We start from the raw sequence: 19,222 nt of genomic DNA on the forward strand, positions 1-19,222 counted from the left end.
GGCCCCGCACGCCGTCGGTCATCCTCCACGAGGGCGCGCATAGAGTTCAGGCATGGAACTCCACGTCGACGTCGAGCCGTTCGCCTTCCTCATCGGCACATGGTCGGGCGAGGGCCGCGGCCACTACCCCACCATCGACGACTTCACCTACACCGAGACGATCACCTTCACCGCAATCCCCGGCAAACCGTTCCTGAAGTACGAGCAGCGGACGATGTCCCCCACCGGCACTCCGATGCACACCGAGTCGGGGTTCCTGCGGTTCGTCGGCGGAGACGCCCTGGAGTTCACACTGGCCCAGCCGACCGGGCAGGTCGAGATCCTCGAAGGCACCACATCGACCGACCACAGATCGTTGACCTTCACATCGACGTCGGTCGGGAACTCACCCACGGCAAAGACGGTGACCAGCACCGCCCGCCGATACACCCTCGACGAGAACCTCACCGCCATACACAGCGAGTTCGACATGGCGGCGGTCGGCGTCGACGCGACCAATCATCTGACCAGCGACCTGCGCAAGGCATGAGGGATCAGTGCGCACCCAGCGCAGGCAGGGCCACGAACACACCCATCGCCCCCTCGCGTCACGCCACGCACCGGACTTCGACATCATCACGTTCACAATGCCGCCTCCTCCCGACCACCGAAACACCTTGCTTGCACATTGCTAGCATCAAGGCATGACGACCCTCTACATCCGTGATGTGCCAGAGGACGTGGCCGAAACACTGAAGCAACGGGCTGCTGAGCGCGGCCAGTCGCTCTCGGCATTCCTCAACGGGCAGCTCTCGCAGATCGCCAACAGGCCCACCAACGAGGCACTGGTGGAAAGACTCCGCGCCCGCAACCGTGCCAACGCTGTCACGACCGACCGCATCCTCGACGAACTGCACCAATCACGGCGATGATCGTCATCGACGCCTCCGCCATGGTCGAGGCCCTGGTCGGCGCATCACCGAGTGATGAGCTCCTCGACGCCCTGACGCAGCAGCTCCATGCGCCGAACCTGCTCGATGTCGAGGTGACTTCGGTGCTGCGAGGTCTTGAGCTCGGCCGAGTCCTTCCTCGAGATGCCGCACTCACGGGGCTTCGCGACTACTGGGACTTCTCCATCGTGCGGCACAACATGGAACCGTTGACCGAACGGATCTGGAGCCTGCGTCACCAGTTCACAAGCTACGACAGCTTCTATCTGGCCCTGGCCGAGGCACTCGACGCTCCTCTGCTCACCTGTGACAGAAAACTCACCGCCTCCGGGCACACCGCGCACATCCAGCTCGTTGGCCGCTCCAGTCAGTAGTGACCGCCTCTGCGCCGACCGCAGCATGCGGACGTGCCAGAACCACAGAGCCCTACTGCGGAAGTGTCCATCGGAGGTCACTGCCAACCACAACATTTAGGCTGGACGCCATGGACGCGCTGTTCCTCAGCCCGGGCCCCGGAATCCCCGCCGGTCTGCGGATCCCCGAGACACACCTCACCGAGGTGTTCTCGCGTTCCTCCGGCCCGGGCGGGCAGGGAGTCAACACGACCGACAGCAGGGTCCAGTTGTCGATCGATGTGGCCACTGCGGATGTGTTCACCGAGAAGCAGAGACAGCGCATCCTGAGCAACCTTGCGACTCGCCTGGACGGCACGGTCCTGATGGTCTCGGTGTCGACGCAACGTTCCCAGCGTCAGAACCGGGCCGAGGCGCGTCGGCGTCTGGCCGAACTGCTCCGGCAGGCCGTGGCCCCGCCACCACCGACGCGTCGAGCGACACGGCCCACGCGTGGTTCAGTGCGCAGGCGCCTGGAGGCGAAGCGTCGACGCTCCCAGATCAAGGCCACCAGACGGCGGCCTGCTGCGGAGTGATGCGTGGGCGCTGAGCCCCGCGGACACCGACTCACCACGAGCTGCCGCCGCCTCCGCCGCCACCTCCACCGGAGGATCCTCCCCGAGACGAGAACGAACTGGAGCGGCTTCCGCCGCCGGTACCCCTACTGGAGCTGACCGAACTGCTCGAGCTGCTGGATGGTGCCGTCGAGCGTCGCACGTCACGTTCGAAGTCTCGGCTGTCGAAGTACCGGCCATCGCGTCCGCCGTCCCACCACCTGGCCGAAGGCTGCGGGATGCGTCCCTGCTCGACGAGCCGTTGGCAGACCTTGGACCACCTGTCGGTGAGGCCGAACGCGATCGCCCATGGGAGGAACTCCGAGTAGATGTCGCGTCCCTCCTCGAACTGCAGTTGATCGGCCTCGGCTGTGGCGAGGTACTGCCGGAATCCTTCGACGCGGTCGGTCATGGCACGTCCGTGAGCACTGCGCTGCCCTCGTTTCGAGCCGGCCTTCGCCATGAGGTTCAGTCCGAAACGGATCGGGATCATCACGAGCACGACCGGGATGATCCACAGCAGGAGCCATGGATCGAGCCCGCGCAGGCGCTGCAGCAGTGCGCGCACCCACTCGTTGTCGGCCCATGCACCATCACCACCCACGAGAAGGATCGCCAGGAGCAGGCCGATCGTCACGACGACGCCGATGGTCTTGCTGATGAGCGAGAAGACGCGCCCCAGGGGCGTGACGAACTTGTCCCCGGGACGGTGCAGCCACCAGCCCTCACGCTCATCGCGGGACCGCACCGCATTGCTCATGGCCACATGGGTACGGCGCAGGGAACTCTCGCCGTGGAGTGCACGCACCTCACCGCTGCGCCCGGCAGGAAACAGTTTCGACACCACGGCTTCCTCGACCTCACCACGGGCCAAGGATGCGTCGAGCAGGGTGAGCCGGTATCCCTGTCGGCTGTCACCAGCGATGTGCAGGACGCCCCGCACGGCCATCGAGATCAGGGTCGCTGCGGTTTCCCGACCGGTGAGCTTCGCATCATGCAGCCACCCGGCGGCGGCCACATCCAGCTCCGGAGGTTCGAAGGCGACCGGAATGACCGTGTCACGGGTCGATGGGCCGACGCGGGTGTCATCCCCACGCCCCGGCACGGTCCCGGCGGGCAGATTCAGGTAGCGCAGGTCGCGACGACGGGCCAGCGTCAGGAATCCGCCGATCGCGGTGAACACCGCAGCGATGGCAGCCAGGACGCCGCCGATCTTGGCCTTGTCGACCGCCTCGGCGCGCAGCCGATCGAAGAAGGACGCCTCGAGGATCGGGGCGGCATTGTCCACGGCGCCCTTGGTGATCATGGCACCGACGGTGAGCCCCTCCCCTGCCGGCAAGCGTTCCTGAGTGGCCCGGTAGGTGCCGTCGGTGACTCCGAATCGGTCGCACTCGGTGGTGCTCCCCATCTCGCCGACGTAGCACCTCGCGTCCTGCACCCCTTCGGGGACTTTCACGCTGATCGTGATGTCGTTCAACGTCGCCTGCCAACCGGTGCCCACGACGTCCCAATAGAGCTCGTCATATTCGTCCTGACCGCGCAGCGCGCCTTCGAGCGTGTAGGAGATCACGTAGGTTGCGGTGTCCGAGTCGACGGTGGATTCGGGGTCACCGATGCGCAGGGTGGTGGTCTGCACCCGGCTTCCCAGCTCGCCCCCAGACTCTTCGGTGAACTGGTCGGGAGCATCAGGGCTCTCCACGGCGAAGTCCGAGTAGCGGTAGACGATGTCCTTGGTCCGGTCGTCCTTCTCGGGCTCTCTGCTGACGAATTCGCGCAGGATTCCACGTCGCCCCGAATCGTCACCGAAACGCCACACGATGGTCTCGGTCGCGTCGATGGTTCCGTCCTTGTTGACCGTGTACTCGATGTCGAACGAATCGACAGAATCCCCCGCTGCGTGCGCCGGGAGCACATGCATGGGGGAAGCGACCAAGCACAGGCCGAGCAGCCACATCACCACCACGTGAGCCGCAAGACGTCGCGCACTCCGGGGACGAGCCCGGACCGAAGAGGCAAGGGGCACGGTCATCACACTTTCTTCTCGAACCGCGGTGGAGTCACGCCGCTCGCACGCGGAGGCGAGCAGATCCGCCCCAATCTAACGTTTCGCCGCACCAGCGTCGACGCCGATACCAATTGCCCTTGAACCCCTGGAGGCAGGACCCGCATCACCCCATGACCACGCTCAGGAACTTCGGCCACGAAGCAGCGCGTCGAGCCCGGAACTCACGATCTCCTCCGGGTCGACGCAGTGCCCCACATGCAGGGCCGCGTATGCGGGAGCGATCTCCCCATCCACGGCGCTGACGCGCTCCTGATCGGCCATCGGCGCCGTCGTTGCGCTGCCGATGACGAAGTTGGATAACGCGTAGGCGTCACCGAGAGGATCCGGCGACCCCTGCTCCATGAGCAACACGCACATGCGTTCAGACAGCCGAAGGTAGTTCGGCCCTCTGGGGGCACGCATCGCGATGACCTGACACGCCCAGGGGTGCCGGACGAGGTGACGGAAGTACGCCATCAACAGCTCACGGAGAGGCGCTTTGTCCAGAGCGGCCTGCAGGGTCGCGTCGCGTCCCAACACGTCGTCGAGGGCGAGGTCGAGAATGTCGTCAGCCGACGAGAGCCGCGAATACAGACTCGCCGCGGCGACATCGAGCTCCTTCGCCACAGCCCTGACGGTCAGAGCGCGCAGCCCACCAGCGTCGAGGATGCGCCCCGCGGTGCGGGCAACTTCGGAGGTGTCGACGGCACGCTGCCGTGTGACGGGCTTGCGATGGTCCCAGTAACTCACACCCACCATCTTATTCAAACGGTGTTAGTTTAGTGGCCATGCTCGACGCAACGCTGCTCCCCTTACGTGACGACCAAGCTCGCCTGCGGCCCATGCACGATGGCGATGCCGCGAAATACGCCATCGGCACCAAGGACGTCGCCGTTCGTACCCATGCTCACCTGCCCGAACCCGACTACACCGAAGAGTCGGTCAGCAGCCTGATCCACGGACCGATCCAGGAGGGTCTGGAACGCGGAGACCTGGCCGTACTGTCGGTTGCGGATGCCCGGAGCGACGAGTTCGTCGGAAGCCTGGTCCTCTTCGGCGCCATCGAAACCTCCATCGAGGTGGGATTCTGGGTTCACCCCGACCACCGAGGGCAGGGCTTTGCCGCAGCGGCCCTGCTACTGGCCATCGAGTTCGTGCGCCGCAGCGGGTTCACCCGGCTGACCGCCCGGACCGTCCCGGAGAACATCGCTTCACAGCGCTCGCTGGAACGCGCAGGGTTCCGACGCGGCGAGGAGACCCACGGCACGGCGCCATCGGGCGAGCAGACCCTGCTGACCCACTACGCCCGACCCGTCGCACCGCTCGGCGCCTTTCCACGGGAAACCGAACGGCTGCGACTACGCCTGCACGAGCATCGTGATGTGGGCCCGCTGCAGCGGATCTACGGGCGCCACGATGTCGCTCGGTACCTGCTCGAGGATCCGTGGTCGATGGCGGACGCAGAACAGCAGGTCGCACGACGGATGCTCCGAACCGGGCTGGACGACGGCCGGACCGCGTTGGCTCTCGTCATCGAACATCACGACGAGGTGATCGGTGACGTCGCCCTGTGGTTGACCGACCCCGACCGCAGCGTGGCCGAGATCGGCTGGGTGATGGATCCGGATCAGGGCGGTCGCGGGCTGGCCACCGAGGCGGTCCGTACAGTTCTCGACATGGCTTTCCACGACTTCGAGCTCCATCGGGTCGTCGCACAGATGGACGCTCGCAACAAGGCGTCGGCACGACTGGCTGAACGCGTCGGTATGACCAAGGAAGCGCACATGCGTCAGGACTGGTGGAACAAGGGCGAATGGACCGACACCCTTGTCTTCGGTGTGCTGGCGAGCGACACCGACCGGCGCATCGCCTACTCCGTCGACGATGCGCCACGGCTCAAGCGCCCGGACCCTACTCAGCCCCACCCCTCATGAGGGCAGGGTGAGACTGAAGTCCAGCACGACTCTCTTATCGGCAGCCCTTGTCTGTTGGCGTACGCGCATCGGGTCGGCCCCGGCATCTTCGGCTGCCATGGCCAACGCGACCCCGGCGCGTTGCGGCAGCAGACCACCGACGAGTCGACCCTCCGGTCCTGCTTCTGCTGCAGAGAGATCGCCTTCAACGGGAATCTCCGTGGTGATGAACGCCTCGACACGCTCGGGCAGTTCTCCACACACCACCTCGTACCCGTCGACGGTAAAATCCGGCTGCACCGGCTCGTTCACGGCGATGCAGTATCCGACCTGGACCACGCTCGGCCGGCTGGGCTCGCTACGAAATTCCATCCACCAAGACCGGTGATCCGATTCCTCAGAAGGAGCCAGGCCGCGCGAGCTCATCTCGGCGAAGAGACGACCGGCCAGAGTCTCCAGATGTTCGCTGCGCTCTTCGGCGGCAGCGTCCCCTTCTCCGTCGTCGTTCATGTCCTTGAGATCGAACGGCAGGAAGACACCGACCCATTGCTGTGCAGCACGCTGCCGCGTCTTCACCTGGCTCGCATCGATCTCGCGCCAACGCGGCGCCTCCGTCAAGGCCCAGTCCTCGAGTTCGCGTTGAACCGCAAGCTCGGCCTGACGCTGAGCAATCAACTCCTCGAGTTCATGAGGATGCGTCAGCGCCCTTTTCATCTCGGGAACTCCCATGCCGGACGCGCGCAACACCCGCAGCAGCACTGCCTCCTGCAACTGCGAGGCCCGATAACTGCGGTAGCCACTGAACTCATCCACGTCGGCCGCCGACAGGAGACCGATGTCGTCGTAATACCTCAACGTTTTGACACTCAGCCCCGTGCTGTAAGAAAACTGGCCGATATTCATCATGTGCAAGCCCTTCCGTCTCATCGTCAGCATCTGCTGACAGAACCACCGTGAGGCGTCCAGCAACTGGAGAGTCAACTCGCGGTGGACAAGCGGATCAGGGCAGCATAGAAGCCTTTGCGCGCCGAACTTCACAGGCGCTCACCCCGGGCTACCTCACACCGAGATCTTCGAGCAGGTCGACCACCCGTCTGCGAATCTCGTCCCGGATCGGCCGCACGGCGTCGACGCCCTGCCCGGCCGGATCATCCAGGACCCAGTCCTCGTAGCGTTTGCCGGGGAAATAGGGACAGGTGTCACCGCATCCCATGGTGATGACCACGTCGGAGGCCTGCACGGCGTCGGCGGTGAGGATCTTGGGCTGCTCGGCGGAGATGTCGATGCCCTCTTCGAGCATCGCATCGCGGACCGCGGGATTGATGCTGTCGGCCGGCGCGGACCCGGCGGAGCGGACCTCGACCCGCCCCTCGGAGAGGTGATGGGTGTAGGCGGCGGCCATCTGGGAACGCCCGGCATTGTGCACGCAGACGTAGAGGACGGAGGGTCGGGATTCCTGAACACTCACAGCTGGCCCCTTCAGTTCGATGGTCGAGGTGTCGCGTCGTCTGGGCTCTGATCCGCGCTGTGCGGGAAACGCTTGGCCAGCGCCAACGATACGTAGACCAGCCCGACGAGGATCGGCACCTCGATGAGCGGACCGACGACGGTGGCCAAGGCCTGCCCTGAGGTGATCCCGAAGGTGGCGATCGCGACGGCGATGGCGAGCTCGAAGTTGTTTCCGGCGGCGGTGAAGGCCAGCGTCGTGGTGCGCTCGTAGGTCATGCCGAGCACCTTGCCCAGCAGATATCCCCCGCCCCACATCAGTGTGAAGTAGGCCAGCAGCGGGATCGCGATACGGCCCACATCGAGAGGACGCTCGATGATCTGGTCGCCCTGGAGAGCGAACATGACCACGATGGTGAACAGCAACCCATACAGGGCCCACGGGCCGACGCGGGGCAGGAACGAGGACTCATACGCCGCACGCCCCCACCGCTTCTCGCCGATCTTGCGCGAGAGGTACCCCAACAACAGCGGGATGCCGAGGAAGATCAGGACGCTCTTGGCGATCTGCCACATCGAGATGTCGAGGCCGGCCTGCTGCAGGCCGAGCCAACCGGGCAGCACGGAGAGGTAGAACCAGCCCAGTCCGGCGAAGGCGATGACCTGGAACACCGAGTTCAAGGCCACCAGCACGGCCGCGGCCTCACGGTCGCCACAGGCGAGGTCGTTCCAGATGATCACCATGGCGATGCAGCGGGCCAGACCGACGATGATCAGGCCGGTGCGGTACTCGGGCAGGTCGGGCAGGAGAAGCCAGGCCAAGGCGAACATCAGCGCCGGGCCGATCACCCAGTTGAGGACCAGGCTGGATCCGAGCAGCCTCCGGTCGGAGGTGACGGTGTCGAGCCGGTCGTAGCGGACCTTGGCCAGGACCGGGTACATCATCACGAGCAGCCCGATGGCGATCGGCAACGAGATGCCGTCGAGCTGGACCGAGGACAGGGCCTGCCCGAGTCCCGGCACAGCACGACCGAGCAGAAGCCCCACCATCATCGCTACCAGAATCCAGGCAGGGAGCCACCGATCGAGCACCGACATACGTTGGGCGACCGAAGCGTCCTGCTTCACCCCACGGGACGTCATGCCGACTCCCCCGGCTTGGCCGCGCGGATGAACGCACTGGCGAAGGCCCCGTCGAGGGCCGCGAGCGCATCATCGAGGGTCATGCCCTTCGGGAGGCTCTCCGGGGCCAGCTGGTCGGACATCTCTTGGAGGGCCTGACGGTCGTAATGGCGGGTGACCTCGATCGAGGCGTCCACGAAACCGGCATCGGTGAGCTTGGCGATGTAATCCGCATCGAGCAGCGATCCGGAGATGCATCCGGTCCACAACGACATGACGCCGCGCAGGGCGTCGGGGATCTCTCGGAGCAGGACGATGTCGGAGACGGCGAATCGGCCGCCTGGCCGCAGGACGCGGAACGACTCGCGCAGAACCGCGTCCTTGTCCGGGCTGAGGTTGATCACGCAGTTGGAGATCACGACGTCGACCATCGCGTCATCGAGCGGCACGTCCTCGATGGAGCCCTGCAGGAACCGGGCGTTCTCGACGCCGGCCTCGGCTCGGTTGCGTTCGGCCAGCTCGAGCATCTCGGGAGTCATGTCGAGCCCGTAGGCCATCCCGCCCGGAGCAACCCGACGGGCCGACAGGAGCACGTCGAGCCCACCACCGGAGCCCAGATCGAGAACGTCCTCCCCCGGCGTGAGTTCGGCGAGTGCGGTGGGGTTTCCGCAACCGAGGGACGCTGCGAGGGCAGCGTCGAACGGGGCGTCGGACTCGTCATAGAGACCCGACGTGATGGGGTCGACGCCACGCATGGCACCACCTCCACCACAACAGGACGAGCCAGCGTCGTCCAGAGCGATACGAGCAGCCGATGCGTAACGCCCCTGCACGGCCTCCCGGATCCCCTCGTGAGCGCGCACATCCTCACCCGGAATGGAACTTGTCTCGATAGACATCGAATCAGCCATGTGCATCATGGTGGCAGATTGATTCGATACCTGTCAAGATAAGGGCATGGAACTGCTGGAGAGCGCCCTGGGCGCTGACGCAACCGCCCGGTGCGGCCTGGCGACGTCGCCGGTGACCGCGCAGGAGGCCGAGCGGATCGCCCCGATATTCAAGGCCTTGGGAGACCCCGTTCGACTGCGCATGGCGTCGATGATCGCAGCTGTTCCAGAGCTATGCGTCTGCGAGATCACGCCGGCCTTCGACCTGTCGTCGGGAACGATCTCGCACCACCTGAAGACCCTGCGCGAGGCGGGCATCGTCGCCTGCGAACGCCGGGGAACCTATGTGCACTACTGGATTCGCCCCGAGGTGCTCGACGCACTGTCAGGATTATTGGCGACCGCCTGACAAACCCACCCCACGCCGACACCCCCAACGGGCTCCATTGCCTACATGTGTAGACTTAGAGCATGAGCACTCCGCTTCGCCGCACCCCGACGCTGATGAGCGTCCTGCACGTACTGACACAGTCCCCAGAGCCCCTGTGGGGCTTGGCGATCATCAAGAAGACCGGATACCCATCGGGCACCATCTACCCCCTGCTCGACCGGCTGGAGAACGCCGACCTCCTCACATCCGAATGGGAGGCGGACAACGACCGGCCCGGCGCGCGTCGACGCCTGTACCGCCTCTCCCCCACGGGAGAGACCTGGGCCCACGAACAGCTGGCGACACAGAGGCAGCCCGCCTTCCGCACGACGTCACAGGTGGCGACAGCATGAAGCCCTTCGACCGCACATTGCGCATCGTCCCGGCCGGACAGCGGGAGCGCCGCAAGCAGGAATGGCTGGCCGACCTCCACGGCGCCACTGAACTCGACCTCGATCCCGCCGACCTCCACCGGGGCTTCCGGAAGACCGCTTGGCAACTACGGCGACGCCACGTGACCCATGGCCTCACCGGGAAACGCGGGGCAGCACCCATGATGATCGGCTGGGGCACGCCCTTGACCATCGCCCTACTCGTGACCCCATATCTGATACCACTACTTGGCGCGGTCGCCATGGTCACACTTGCCATCAAGGCGCCCCGATGCCGCCGCGCACTGGCCGCCTTGGCGACCCTCTGGTCAGGCACCTTGATCTATGCGACTGCAGCGTGGTGGGTCGGCTTCGACTATGCCGACGCGAACCTTGCGCCCCCGGGGTGGACGCAGGCGTGGCTCCCGGCCTTCGGCGTCAGCGTCGTGACTGCACTGGCCTTTGCCGTCACCGCACTAACCTCGACAGCACGCCCCAACAGGCACACCCCCTCGGCCTGACCAGGCACGCGCCACCGACCCTCTGCACCCTGCCCCACGGACGGGGAGACCACCGAATCTGCCCACCTTCGGACAGGCGACGATTCCCGGCGCACGCCCCGCACATACGGCCATGACCCCGACAGCCGACCCGTACAGTCACACACGTCGGTCGCCCAGGAGGCTGAAATGCAGACCATTGACTTCGTGGTTCTGGAGAATCACCGCCTAAGCATTCTCGAGGTGGTTCCCCATGTGGACGGCTCTTCACTCATCGAACTTGTCGCCGCTTTTGAATCCTCGCAAGGATTCACCCCGTCTGGCGCCTACGGCGGACTGATTCCCGACTTCATCAACTGCGGCGACCTGAACGCCTACTATCTGGGGCGGAGCAAGATTCAGTGGCCAGAGCCGGGGCGACGAGCGTGGCTGCTCGGCTGCGACTGTGGCGAGGTCGGCTGCTGGCCCTTTGAAGCCGAAATCACGGAGACGGACGGAACGGTGGTCTGGACCGGATTTCGCCAGCCCTGTCAGCCTGGCTGGAACTACTCTTCCTTCGGCCCCTTCGTCTTCGATGCCGCCGAATATCGCGAAGCAGTTGCCCAAGCCGCTTCTAGAGTCCCCCAGACCTGACCGACCACACGAACCCGGAACGCCGCCACGCCCGCACGATCCCACTGAACGAACCCAAGCCGGCCCCGCTCGACCACCCGCACAGCGGACCCACACGCTGAAACAGACCTCCACCACGTTTTCGACACCGTTGAGCACCACGTGATCAAACAAGATCGCGCCGAAGCACTCGCGTGGGCCACCTACCCACGGTCGAGCAGGCCAACAAGCGCATCCCTCAAAGCAGACACCCGCATCTCGACGACCGACCCCAGATCAGTGCTACACGTTGAAACGGAACTCGACCGCATCCCCACGGCTGGAACAGCCTGCGTCATTGAACCAGACATGACGGCAAGGTAACTTGGCCCCATGGACGAGCCGATCATCGCCCAGTCAGCACTCAAGCATGGGCTGACCGAAGACGAGATCCTCCACGCGTACAGGAATCCGCTGCGAGCTTGGGATCTCGGGGAAGGATTCACGATGATCATCGGCCCAAACCACGCCGCTCTCATCCTCGAGGTCGGCTACATCCAGGGCTCCACCGCCGTCGTCATCGTCCACGCGATGCGAGCCCGCGAGAAGTTCCTGAGGTGATGACCATGCCACGCACAGTCGAGGAGATCCTCGCTCACGCCGATGAGCTTGCCGCCCGGTTCGAGAACTACGAACCCGATGCCGAGCATGAACTCGACCCCTCGGCCATCCGCCAACTCAGGGACGCCGTGGTCGAACAGTCAACAGCCGAACGCCATCTGCTCGAAGCCGTCAAGAACGCACGCGCTTCAGGAATGTCCTGGGCCAACATCGGCACCTTCGTCGGCACCTCCGGCGAAGCAGCCCGCCAGCGCTACGGCACTCGCGTCGCCTGAAGCAGACAATCAGACCACAGCCGAGCCGAAGACCAGCTCTCGGCAATCACACGTTGAAACAGAACTCCACCACGTCACCGCGGCGATGACCACCTGTGGGCCACGGGAAACCCCATCCACCCACTCAGGATTTCGACCAAACCAAGAGATAACGGAACAGCGGCAGCCGCCGGAACGCACACCCAGACAGAACGGCAGCCGCTTCCCGTCGAATCCATCTGTAGGTCGTGGGCACGTCGAAGCATTTTGGCGCAGAACCCTCGACATACCCGCAATAACGTGAATACCACCTGTGCTGCACTGCCCCAATAGCGTCATAGGCCCAGTCCATCGGAGTGCTGCTCTTCCCCAGACCGAGGACGACCAGCTTTCCGCCCGGAGTCACCAACTCAGTCAAGTGAGCCAGCGCGTCACCGAAATCTGGAAGATGATGGATCGACGCCACAGCTGTGACCAGATCGAACTGCTCCCCTTCAAGGCTGCCACCCAAAACATCACCTTGCACCCACGTCACATCACAGCCACGCTTTTGTGCCACCGCTAGCACGTCACCGTTCACGTCAAGTCCAGTCACCGAGAGCCCGCGGACACTGAGGGCCTCCGCCAACTCGCCCTCACCGCATCCAACATCCAATGCGGTCCGCATCGCAGGGTTAACCTGCTCCAGAATCAGCTCCCGATAGTGCAGGTTATGGTTCCAGCCCTGCGAGCGGGAGGCCTGTCGCGGAGAACTCACGCGACGTGCAGCGGCTGGATCTTGTCGAGCTGATCCCCGATCGCGTCACGCTCGACCTCAAGGTCGTAATGGGACTGCAAGTTGATCCAGAACTGGGCGCTCATGCCGAAGAAGCGTCCCAGCCGCAGAGCCGTGTCGGCGGTGATCCGCCGCATACCGTGCACGATCTCGTTGATCCGCCGCGGAGGCACGTCGATGGAAACCGCGAGCCTGTTCTGCGTGATACCCATTGGCTCCAGGAACTCTTCCATGAGGATCTCGCCAGGGTGGACCGGGGGCATCTTACCTTCCACGTCGCACCTCCTAGTGATAGTCGACGATCTCAACCTCGCCGGGACCCGCCGGGGTCCAGACGAAGCAAATCCGCCATTGATCATTGATTCTGATGCTGTGCTGGCCAGACCGGTCACCCTTGAGCGCCTCCAACCTGTTCCCAGGTGGGACACGCAATTCGTCTAGCTCGTGAACCGCGTCCAACAGCAGCAGCTTGATGAGCGCCTTCTTCTGGACTCGAGGGTCGAGCCGCTTCACCCGCTGCCGCAAGTAGAGCCGCTCGGCATCGCGATCACGGAAGGAGACGATCACGCCAACACTCTATAACGCTAGACGTTAAACCGGAACTCCACCGAGTTCCGATGGATACGGCCATGACGCGACGAACGCGAACAGGCCATACCCCAGAGGACCCCGCCTTGCCCCCATCCATCACCCTGAATACACTGTATTCACGCCCGCAAGAGGAGGCCCCATGAGCACCATGACAGTGCGCATGAACGAGCAGGACGCTGAACTGGTCCGCAAGTTCGCCCAGTTCGAGGGCGTCACCATCTCCGACTTCGCCCGCACCGCGATCCTGGAGAAGATCGAGGACTCCTACGACCTGCAGGAACTGCGCCAGGCGATCGCGCAGGACACCGGCGAGCGCTTCACCATCGACGAGATCCTCACCGAACTCGCCTGATGGCCCCACAGACCAGCCCATACCGCGTCGAGCTGACCGCACGAGCACGCAAGCAGCTGAAGAAGATGGACCGGTTCGACGCCAGGATCCTCGCCACCTGGATCAAGAACAACCTCGACGGCTGTGCCGACCCGCGCGCCTTCGGCAAGGGGCTGGCCGCGAACCGCTCAGGCGAATGGCGCTACCGCGTGGGCTCCTACCGCATCCTCGCTCTCATCCACGACGACATCGTCACCATCGAGGTCTTCTCGATCGGTCGCCGCGACAAGGCCTACGACGACTGAGCCGATTCACTACACGTTGAAGCGGAACTCCACCGAGTTTCGTTGGATAGAGCCACCACCAATCCCCCACAGAAAGGCACGCCTTCTCTGGGAAATCCGAAGGGGGCAAGGATGAGCCACATGAGGCACTTGCCGCGATCGCCCGCCTGGTGCTGGTCAGGCCGCCTCTCAGGAAACCCGGCGGCAACCAAGGAACTATCTCTGCGTTTCACATCTGGAGTGAATGGTTGACACTTCGGCTCGCATGATGTCGAGAGCCCATCCAGGATCCTCATCCGGCGAGCGATGCACCAAATGGAATGCGATGCCATCGATGAGCGCGTGGAGTCGCTGAGCGGATGCGCGCATGTCCGTTGATTCACGAGAACAGCCCGACAGCAACTCGACCAAGCGGAGCATGACTTCCTGCAGCTGCCGATGAGCTTCGTCCTTGATTGCCACAAGTTCAGGCAGCGCCGCAGCCTCAGCTGCGAGCGCCAGGTCCACTTCCATCTCCGCCCGCGAGTCCGCGGACAACGGAAGCAACTGCTCAATGACGTTGAGGGCATACTGCTCTGGGTCATCCGTCGACGACACCGCGAGCACTCGCTCAGTCGCTCGTCGCAGCATCAGCTCAGAGGAGAACTGCATCAACTCGGCGCGGGTTGGGAATACGTGCCGGAGCGATCCAACCACCACCCCGGCTTGATCAGCAACACTGCGAACCGACACGGCGGAGATGCCCCTATCCAAGATCACCTGCCACACCGCCTCGGCCAGCTGTTCCTTCCTCGCATCAACATCAAGCCGCCGGGCCACAAGCCACAATCTAGCACGGTTGTGCTAGGTTCGCTTTGTAGCACACCTGTGCTACAAGGAAGGAGTCGGAATGCCCGCAGCAGAGAAGCAGGCCCTCATAGCTTCTGCGCTCTTGGCCGTTGTGGTTGTCGCGCTGAGCGGATGCGGTGTCGTCCAGGACACGATCGACGGGATGACCGAGCCGAGCGCCACCAGCCAGCCATCGAGACCGAGCCCACCCCGGCCCGAGGAAACGGACGGGCTCACCGTGACGATCACCGTGGAGAGCGACGCCGAGACCTCTGGCGAGCTGACTGTGGACGTTGACTCCCCTAGGGGCGGTCAGAGCCTTCGCAAGAAGTCCGTCCCCTTGCCCTTCAAGCGGGAATACACCGTGGCTACGGACTCAATGTTCCCGCTACGCGCCACACACGTCGAGGTCGTAGCCGACCCTGCCGCAAGCTACATCGAATGCAGCATCAGCACAGGCGGCCAAGTCGTCGCCAGCCACCGGGCCGAAGGAAGTTCAGCCACAGCCACGTGTGATCGCAGCCTGCGGCTCGGAGCATCGTGATGATTGAAACCTTCGGAACTCTCGCCATCCTCGCTCTCATCGACTCAACCAGTTTCGGCACCCTCCTCATCCCAATCTGGCTGCTGATGACACCGGGGCGACTGCGAATCGGGCGCGTCCTGCTGTATCTGGGCGTTGTCGCCAGCACCTACTTCGTCATCGGTCTGGCGCTGATGTTCGGGACGAGTACGTTGCTCGCATCCCAGACTCACGTCCAGGACACCGAGGGTTTCCGCATCGCACAACTCTCTACAGGGATCGTGTTGCTGATCATCAGCCAGCTCATGGACACGAAGAAGGCTCGCGCGAAGGCTGCCGAGCGCGCCGTTCATGAAGACGGCAAGATCCTGACATGGCGCACTCGAATCATGGGAGGCGACGCATCGTCCGGCTCGATGACTACGCTGCTCGGGATAGCCTTCACCGCCGTCCTCATCGAAGCAGCAACAATGCTGCCTTATCTCGCGGGCATCGGCATCATCACCGTACAAGGCCCTGGCTGGCCCCTCGACGGGCTACTCCTGCTGGGGTATTGCCTTGCGATGACTCTTCCAGCTCTCCTCCTTTCTGGGGGAAGGCTTGTCGCTCACTCTGCACTTGAAATACCGTTGACAAGACTTGACAGCTGGCTCACAAGAAACGCACAGGCCACAACCGCGTGGGTCATCGGAGTCGTCGGCTTCATTCTCGCCGCACAAGCAGCCCATGGCCTCTGGTTCTCTGGCCCGAGGTGACGGTGTTGCCTGTTGTCCTGCCGTGAAGATCCCCGGCTTGCGCTCCTATACGTTGAACCTGAGCTCGACCGAGTTCCGGCACGTAGAACCATCTGCGCGATCGCTCAGACAGGCACAGGCGTCCAGAGCCGGTCGATGGGCATCACGTGCAACCGTTCCTCGTAGGTGTAGGAACGAGTACCGGTCGTCAACATGACGCCGCCGATGAACCTTTCCCCCAGCAGGTCGCGAAGCTGCGCCAGCCCGCGGAAGTCCTTGCCCGGGGCCCGCTCGCTGGCCTTGACCTCGAACGCGACGACTCTGCCATCGTCGTACTCGACGACGAGGTCGACCTCAGCCCCGTCGCTCGTACGCCAGTGCCCGAGCGTGACGGGATCATCGAGCCAGGACGCCTGCTTGCGCAGCTCCCCGACGACGAAGGTCTCCAGCAGGTGCCCGAAGTCGGTGAGCGACGTCGGGTCGATGCCGGTGACCTTCTCCGGCGTGAGCCGGAGCAGTCGGGCAGCCAGCCCGGAGTCGACGACGTGGACTTTCGGCTTCGCGCTCACCCGCGAGCGGAGGCTCTTGCCCCACGCGGGGAGACGCACAGCCAGGAACAGGTCCTCGAGGAGCCGGAGATGGCTCTCCGTCGTCTCCCGGTTGGTCCCCACCTTCTCCGCCGTCGCTGCCACGTTCAACAGTTGACCGGCCTGCGCCGCGATGTGCCCCAAGAGGCCGGCCAACGCCTGACGCTCGCGGATCCTGCTGAGCTCGACGGCATCGCGCTCGACGGACGCTCGCACGAAGTCATCGAACCAGCGAGCTCTGGCTGAGACTGACCGACGCAGGGCGAGAGGCATCCCCCGGAGCACACGCGGTCGACATACTCGGGCCGCGTCGTTCTTGACGACGGGACAGCGCTGACGACGGCGTCGGCATCACCCGCGAGCACTTCGAGCAGGTTCTCCCGCACTCCCCCGAGTTCCCCTTGGGAGAACGGCCAGATGACGAGCGAATGGAGTCGACCTGTCAGCGCCTGTGCTGTCGCCGGCAGAGCGTCCTGCCTCGTCGAGCCCGTGATGATCGCCGTTCCCGGGAGGCTCCCCTCGCGGTTCAGTCGAGCCTTGAGCGCATCGAGGATGCCTGGCACCCACTGGTACTCATCGACGCAGATCGGGGCCCTGCACGCACCGAAGCGGCCAGGTTCCCCTGGATCGCCTCACGCACTTCAACATCATCGAGGTCGATCACCGAGCCGCCTACTGCCTCAGCGAAGCCGCGGAGCACCGTCGATTTTCCCGCCGACCGTGGACCGTGCAGCGCGATCACCGGCTCGGTGCGCACCTGTTCGGCCAACAGATCACTGACACGGCGGGGAACGAGGCCATCGAGCTGCATGCTGTCGCCCTAGCAGGATCAACCATGCAAACCCAACAAACGTGAGCGTCTTAATCCAGCACATGTGAGTCCGCTGATCCGGCAAATATGAGCATCTTCGGTCGGCAAACATGAGCGCGTGAGCCCCGACCGGACTGCCGGGCAACATGCGACAACAACTACCACGCCCTCACACGAGGACCGGGCTTGACCTGGCCGAACAGGCGAAACCCGCCGCAGCAGCGATTGCCCCCACGAGCCAGGTTCAGACATTGAACCTGAATTCCACCGGGTTCAGGTGGGTACGTACATCACGGGTTCAGGGACTTACCAGCCTCTCGCCCCGAGGTCATCCACCAGCCGCTACACATTTGCGCAGCGCGACCTCTTCCTCGTCACTGAGCCCTGCCGGCCTCTCTCCCAGCCGCTCTTGCTCGTACCGCAGAGCCGACGCCAGCGTCTCCCTCAACGGGCGAACCTGCAGGCCGGCTTCACAGGCCGCCGCGCAGTCGAGCAGCGCGACGTTGCGCCATGGCTCGCCGGGCACCCACAGAGGCAGTGACTTCGGCCCCATCCAAGGGCTCACTCCGCACGCGAGAAGCTGCTCATCGGTGAGAGGTCGCGCCGTCGCCTGCGATCCAGTGAGCTCGCGGGAGATCGTGAACACATCCGCCAAGGTGGTGGCGTGGCCAGTCGCGTTGAAGGCCCCCTTCCTACCGTCCTCTGCAGATCTGACGATCCAATCAGCCAGATCCTCCGCATCGATCATGGCGATCGGGAAGGTCGGGTCCGGAACGATCACGTCCCCGCCGGTGGGGTGAGCGAACCGCCACGGGTAGTAGCCGCTACGTGCGGTCTCGTCGCCATAGCCTGCGATCAGGCCGGGACGCACGACCAGCACCGGCCCCTCGACAGCACGGTACGCCGCCTCGCAAGCGGACTTGGCGGCCGGATACTGCTCCATGCTCTCCATGCAGTCGACATCGAGCGGATCGACCACGGGATCGAACTCGACAGAGACGCTCCCCTGATCCGCGTACACGCTGCTCGAGGACACCAACACCCGGTGCTCAGCATCCAGCTTCTCAACCGCGTCGCGCGCATGCTTCGGGTGACTCGTCAGATCGACGACACTGCCCCAGGACCGCATGGCGACTTTATCGTAGGCATCTTCGCGGTCACGATCCGAGACAACGAACTCAACCCCAACAGGCGGTTCCCCCGTTCCCCGAGCAAGACACGTGACGCGGTGACCCCGCTCTAGCGCAACACGCGCGATGTGTCGCCCGAGAAACCCCGTACCGCCCAGCAGCAAGATATCCATGCCGGCAGCCTTGCATGACGATGCCTGCCAACGCGATACCGCTCTCGCGTTGCGCGAGCCGACGACAGGAAGCGAAGGGGCGCCCAGTGACGCCATCACGCGATCTGCAGGGGCTTGATCTCGGCCACCTGACCAGCAACGCGTTCCTCCGCGATTTCCAGCTCATACCGGCTCTGCAGATTGAGCCAGAACTGCGGCTCCATCCCGAAGTAGCGCCCCAGCCGCAGCGCCGTGTCAGCAGTGATCGCCCGCTTGCCGTGCACGATCTCGTTGATCCGTCGCGGCGGGACACCGATGGACACGGCGAGCTTGTGCTGCGTGATGCCGAATCCCTCGATGAAGTCCTCCATCAGGACTTCGCCAGGATGGATCGGCGCGTAGAGCTTCTCAGTCATGGT

General features: G+C 64.3%; 30 protein-coding genes. 15 read left to right on the plus strand and 15 right to left on the minus strand.

All coding sequences use genetic code 11. The features are described 5' to 3' along the window. Window positions 1-52: 52 nt before the first annotated feature. From FB460_RS08090 to arfB, 4 genes are all read left to right on the plus strand, one after another. Window positions 53-529 carry a heme-binding beta-barrel domain-containing protein gene (locus tag FB460_RS08090; protein ID WP_142093628.1) on the plus strand — a complete coding sequence of 159 codons (477 nt, stop codon included), beginning with the start codon at window positions 53-55 and terminating at the stop codon, window positions 527-529. 154 nt (window positions 530-683) lie between these two features. Further along, a complete protein-coding gene (locus FB460_RS08095; RefSeq protein WP_142093629.1) occupies window positions 684-911 on the plus strand; it encodes a FitA-like ribbon-helix-helix domain-containing protein in 228 nt (75 codons plus the stop codon). Beyond that, window positions 908-1,303: a type II toxin-antitoxin system VapC family toxin gene (locus tag FB460_RS08100; protein WP_142093630.1), complete on the plus strand. Its 396-nt coding sequence runs from the start codon at window positions 908-910 to the stop codon at window positions 1,301-1,303. The genes FB460_RS08095 and FB460_RS08100 overlap by 4 nt, the downstream gene beginning before the upstream one ends. Before the next feature lie 110 nt (window positions 1,304-1,413). Further along, window positions 1,414-1,857, plus strand: a complete 444-nt coding sequence (arfB, locus tag FB460_RS08105; RefSeq protein WP_142093631.1) for an alternative ribosome rescue aminoacyl-tRNA hydrolase ArfB — start codon at window positions 1,414-1,416, stop codon at window positions 1,855-1,857. Window positions 1,858-1,888: 31 nt separating this feature from the next. On the opposite strand, the gene FB460_RS08110 is transcribed toward arfB, so the two are convergent. Both FB460_RS08110 and FB460_RS08115 read right to left on the minus strand, forming a co-directional pair. Beyond that, the gene (locus tag FB460_RS08110; RefSeq protein WP_142093632.1) at window positions 1,889-3,904 is read right to left on the minus strand and encodes a DUF2207 domain-containing protein; all 2,016 of its coding nucleotides are present in this window, start codon (window positions 3,902-3,904) and stop codon (window positions 1,889-1,891) included. A gap of 156 nt (window positions 3,905-4,060) precedes the next feature. Continuing rightward, window positions 4,061-4,669: a TetR/AcrR family transcriptional regulator gene (locus tag FB460_RS08115; RefSeq protein WP_142093633.1), complete on the minus strand. Its 609-nt coding sequence runs from the start codon at window positions 4,667-4,669 to the stop codon at window positions 4,061-4,063. Window positions 4,670-4,707: 38 nt separating this feature from the next. Between FB460_RS08115 and FB460_RS08120 the strand changes: the two genes are divergently transcribed. Then, window positions 4,708-5,853 (plus strand): GNAT family N-acetyltransferase, encoded by a 1,146-nt coding sequence (locus FB460_RS08120; RefSeq protein ID WP_142093634.1) that lies wholly within the window; start codon window positions 4,708-4,710, stop codon window positions 5,851-5,853. Here the strand turns inward: FB460_RS08120 and FB460_RS08125 are convergent. From FB460_RS08125 to arsM, 4 genes are all read right to left on the minus strand, one after another. Beyond that, window positions 5,848-6,738 carry a MerR family transcriptional regulator gene (locus FB460_RS08125; RefSeq protein WP_170210072.1) on the minus strand — a complete coding sequence of 297 codons (891 nt, stop codon included), beginning with the start codon at window positions 6,736-6,738 and terminating at the stop codon, window positions 5,848-5,850. The two genes, FB460_RS08120 and FB460_RS08125, sit on opposite strands and share 6 nt — an antisense overlap. Before the next feature lie 148 nt (window positions 6,739-6,886). Next, on the minus strand, window positions 6,887-7,300 hold the full coding sequence (locus FB460_RS08130) for an arsenate reductase ArsC (protein ID WP_211345915.1): 414 nt from the start codon (window positions 7,298-7,300) through the stop codon (window positions 6,887-6,889). Window positions 7,301-7,311: 11 nt separating this feature from the next. Then, entirely contained in the window at window positions 7,312-8,421 is a 1,110-nt protein-coding gene (gene arsB / locus FB460_RS08135) for an ACR3 family arsenite efflux transporter (protein ID WP_142093636.1), read from the minus strand. Further along, the gene (gene arsM / locus FB460_RS08140; protein WP_246044328.1) at window positions 8,418-9,311 is read right to left on the minus strand and encodes an arsenite methyltransferase; all 894 of its coding nucleotides are present in this window, start codon (window positions 9,309-9,311) and stop codon (window positions 8,418-8,420) included. Before arsM ends, arsB begins: the two co-directional genes overlap by 4 nt. Before the next feature lie 46 nt (window positions 9,312-9,357). Between arsM and FB460_RS08145 the strand changes: the two genes are divergently transcribed. The 6 genes from FB460_RS08145 (at window position 9,358) to FB460_RS08170 (ending at window position 12,078) form a co-directional block, all read left to right on the plus strand. After that, the gene (locus tag FB460_RS08145; RefSeq protein WP_142093637.1) at window positions 9,358-9,699 is read left to right on the plus strand and encodes an ArsR/SmtB family transcription factor; all 342 of its coding nucleotides are present in this window, start codon (window positions 9,358-9,360) and stop codon (window positions 9,697-9,699) included. 62 nt (window positions 9,700-9,761) lie between these two features. Next, window positions 9,762-10,073: a PadR family transcriptional regulator gene (locus tag FB460_RS08150; protein WP_142093638.1), complete on the plus strand. Its 312-nt coding sequence runs from the start codon at window positions 9,762-9,764 to the stop codon at window positions 10,071-10,073. Continuing rightward, entirely contained in the window at window positions 10,070-10,612 is a 543-nt protein-coding gene (locus FB460_RS08155; protein WP_142093639.1) for a hypothetical protein, read from the plus strand. Before FB460_RS08150 ends, FB460_RS08155 begins: the two co-directional genes overlap by 4 nt. Before the next feature lie 168 nt (window positions 10,613-10,780). Beyond that, window positions 10,781-11,224, plus strand: a complete 444-nt coding sequence (locus FB460_RS08160; protein ID WP_142093640.1) for a hypothetical protein — start codon at window positions 10,781-10,783, stop codon at window positions 11,222-11,224. Between the two features lie 351 nt (window positions 11,225-11,575). Beyond that, complete coding sequence (locus tag FB460_RS08165; protein WP_142093641.1) at window positions 11,576-11,803, plus strand: hypothetical protein; 228 nt, start codon at window positions 11,576-11,578, stop codon at window positions 11,801-11,803. Window positions 11,804-11,808: 5 nt separating this feature from the next. Then, entirely contained in the window at window positions 11,809-12,078 is a 270-nt protein-coding gene (locus FB460_RS08170; RefSeq protein WP_246044329.1) for a hypothetical protein, read from the plus strand. Between the two features lie 124 nt (window positions 12,079-12,202). On the opposite strand, the gene FB460_RS08175 is transcribed toward FB460_RS08170, so the two are convergent. The 3 genes from FB460_RS08175 to FB460_RS08185 are packed head-to-tail and all read right to left on the minus strand — an operon-like array spanning window position 12,203 to window position 13,399. Further along, complete coding sequence (locus FB460_RS08175) at window positions 12,203-12,814, minus strand: class I SAM-dependent methyltransferase (protein WP_142093643.1); 612 nt, start codon at window positions 12,812-12,814, stop codon at window positions 12,203-12,205. Continuing rightward, window positions 12,811-13,107, minus strand: a complete 297-nt coding sequence (locus FB460_RS08180) for a HigA family addiction module antitoxin (protein ID WP_142093644.1) — start codon at window positions 13,105-13,107, stop codon at window positions 12,811-12,813. Before FB460_RS08180 ends, FB460_RS08175 begins: the two co-directional genes overlap by 4 nt. Before the next feature lie 10 nt (window positions 13,108-13,117). Further along, the gene (locus FB460_RS08185) at window positions 13,118-13,399 is read right to left on the minus strand and encodes a type II toxin-antitoxin system RelE/ParE family toxin (protein ID WP_142093645.1); all 282 of its coding nucleotides are present in this window, start codon (window positions 13,397-13,399) and stop codon (window positions 13,118-13,120) included. Between the two features lie 163 nt (window positions 13,400-13,562). Here FB460_RS08185 and relB point away from each other — a divergent pair, with 163 nt between their 5' ends. Further along, window positions 13,563-13,775 (plus strand): type II toxin-antitoxin system RelB family antitoxin, encoded by a 213-nt coding sequence (gene relB, locus FB460_RS08190; protein WP_170210009.1) that lies wholly within the window; start codon window positions 13,563-13,565, stop codon window positions 13,773-13,775. Further along, window positions 13,775-14,059: a type II toxin-antitoxin system RelE family toxin gene (locus tag FB460_RS08195; protein WP_142093647.1), complete on the plus strand. Its 285-nt coding sequence runs from the start codon at window positions 13,775-13,777 to the stop codon at window positions 14,057-14,059. The genes relB and FB460_RS08195 overlap by 1 nt, the downstream gene beginning before the upstream one ends. Before the next feature lie 195 nt (window positions 14,060-14,254). Here FB460_RS08195 and FB460_RS08200 read toward each other — a convergent pair whose 3' ends face one another. Beyond that, entirely contained in the window at window positions 14,255-14,857 is a 603-nt protein-coding gene (locus FB460_RS08200) for a TetR/AcrR family transcriptional regulator (protein WP_142093648.1), read from the minus strand. Window positions 14,858-14,927: 70 nt separating this feature from the next. Between FB460_RS08200 and FB460_RS08205 the strand changes: the two genes are divergently transcribed. Then, window positions 14,928-15,410: a hypothetical protein gene (locus FB460_RS08205; RefSeq protein ID WP_142093649.1), complete on the plus strand. Its 483-nt coding sequence runs from the start codon at window positions 14,928-14,930 to the stop codon at window positions 15,408-15,410. Further along, a complete protein-coding gene (locus FB460_RS08210; protein ID WP_211345918.1) occupies window positions 15,410-16,144 on the plus strand; it encodes a GAP family protein in 735 nt (244 codons plus the stop codon). The genes FB460_RS08205 and FB460_RS08210 overlap by 1 nt, the downstream gene beginning before the upstream one ends. Window positions 16,145-16,248: 104 nt before the next feature. Here the strand turns inward: FB460_RS08210 and FB460_RS13330 are convergent, their stop codons facing one another. From FB460_RS13330 to FB460_RS08225, 5 genes are all read right to left on the minus strand, one after another. Then, window positions 16,249-16,926, minus strand: coding sequence for an ATP-binding protein (locus FB460_RS13330; protein WP_246044330.1), 678 nt, complete (start codon window positions 16,924-16,926; stop codon window positions 16,249-16,251). Further along, the gene (locus tag FB460_RS13335) at window positions 16,818-17,273 is read right to left on the minus strand and encodes an ATP-binding protein (RefSeq protein ID WP_246044331.1); all 456 of its coding nucleotides are present in this window, start codon (window positions 17,271-17,273) and stop codon (window positions 16,818-16,820) included. The genes FB460_RS13330 and FB460_RS13335 overlap by 109 nt, the downstream gene beginning before the upstream one ends. Further along, window positions 17,237-17,521 (minus strand): hypothetical protein, encoded by a 285-nt coding sequence (locus FB460_RS13340; protein ID WP_246044332.1) that lies wholly within the window; start codon window positions 17,519-17,521, stop codon window positions 17,237-17,239. The genes FB460_RS13335 and FB460_RS13340 overlap by 37 nt, the downstream gene beginning before the upstream one ends. Window positions 17,522-17,849: 328 nt before the next feature. After that, entirely contained in the window at window positions 17,850-18,920 is a 1,071-nt protein-coding gene (locus tag FB460_RS08220; protein ID WP_342775227.1) for an NAD-dependent epimerase/dehydratase family protein, read from the minus strand. Then, window positions 18,920-19,219 (minus strand): HigA family addiction module antitoxin, encoded by a 300-nt coding sequence (locus FB460_RS08225; RefSeq protein WP_142093652.1) that lies wholly within the window; start codon window positions 19,217-19,219, stop codon window positions 18,920-18,922. Before FB460_RS08225 ends, FB460_RS08220 begins: the two co-directional genes overlap by 1 nt. Between the last annotated feature and the right edge of the window lie 3 nt (window positions 19,220-19,222).

Source organism: Propioniferax innocua (assembly GCF_006716235.1).
In the GTDB taxonomy this organism is placed as follows: Bacteria; Actinomycetota; Actinomycetes; order Propionibacteriales; family Propionibacteriaceae; genus Propioniferax; species Propioniferax innocua.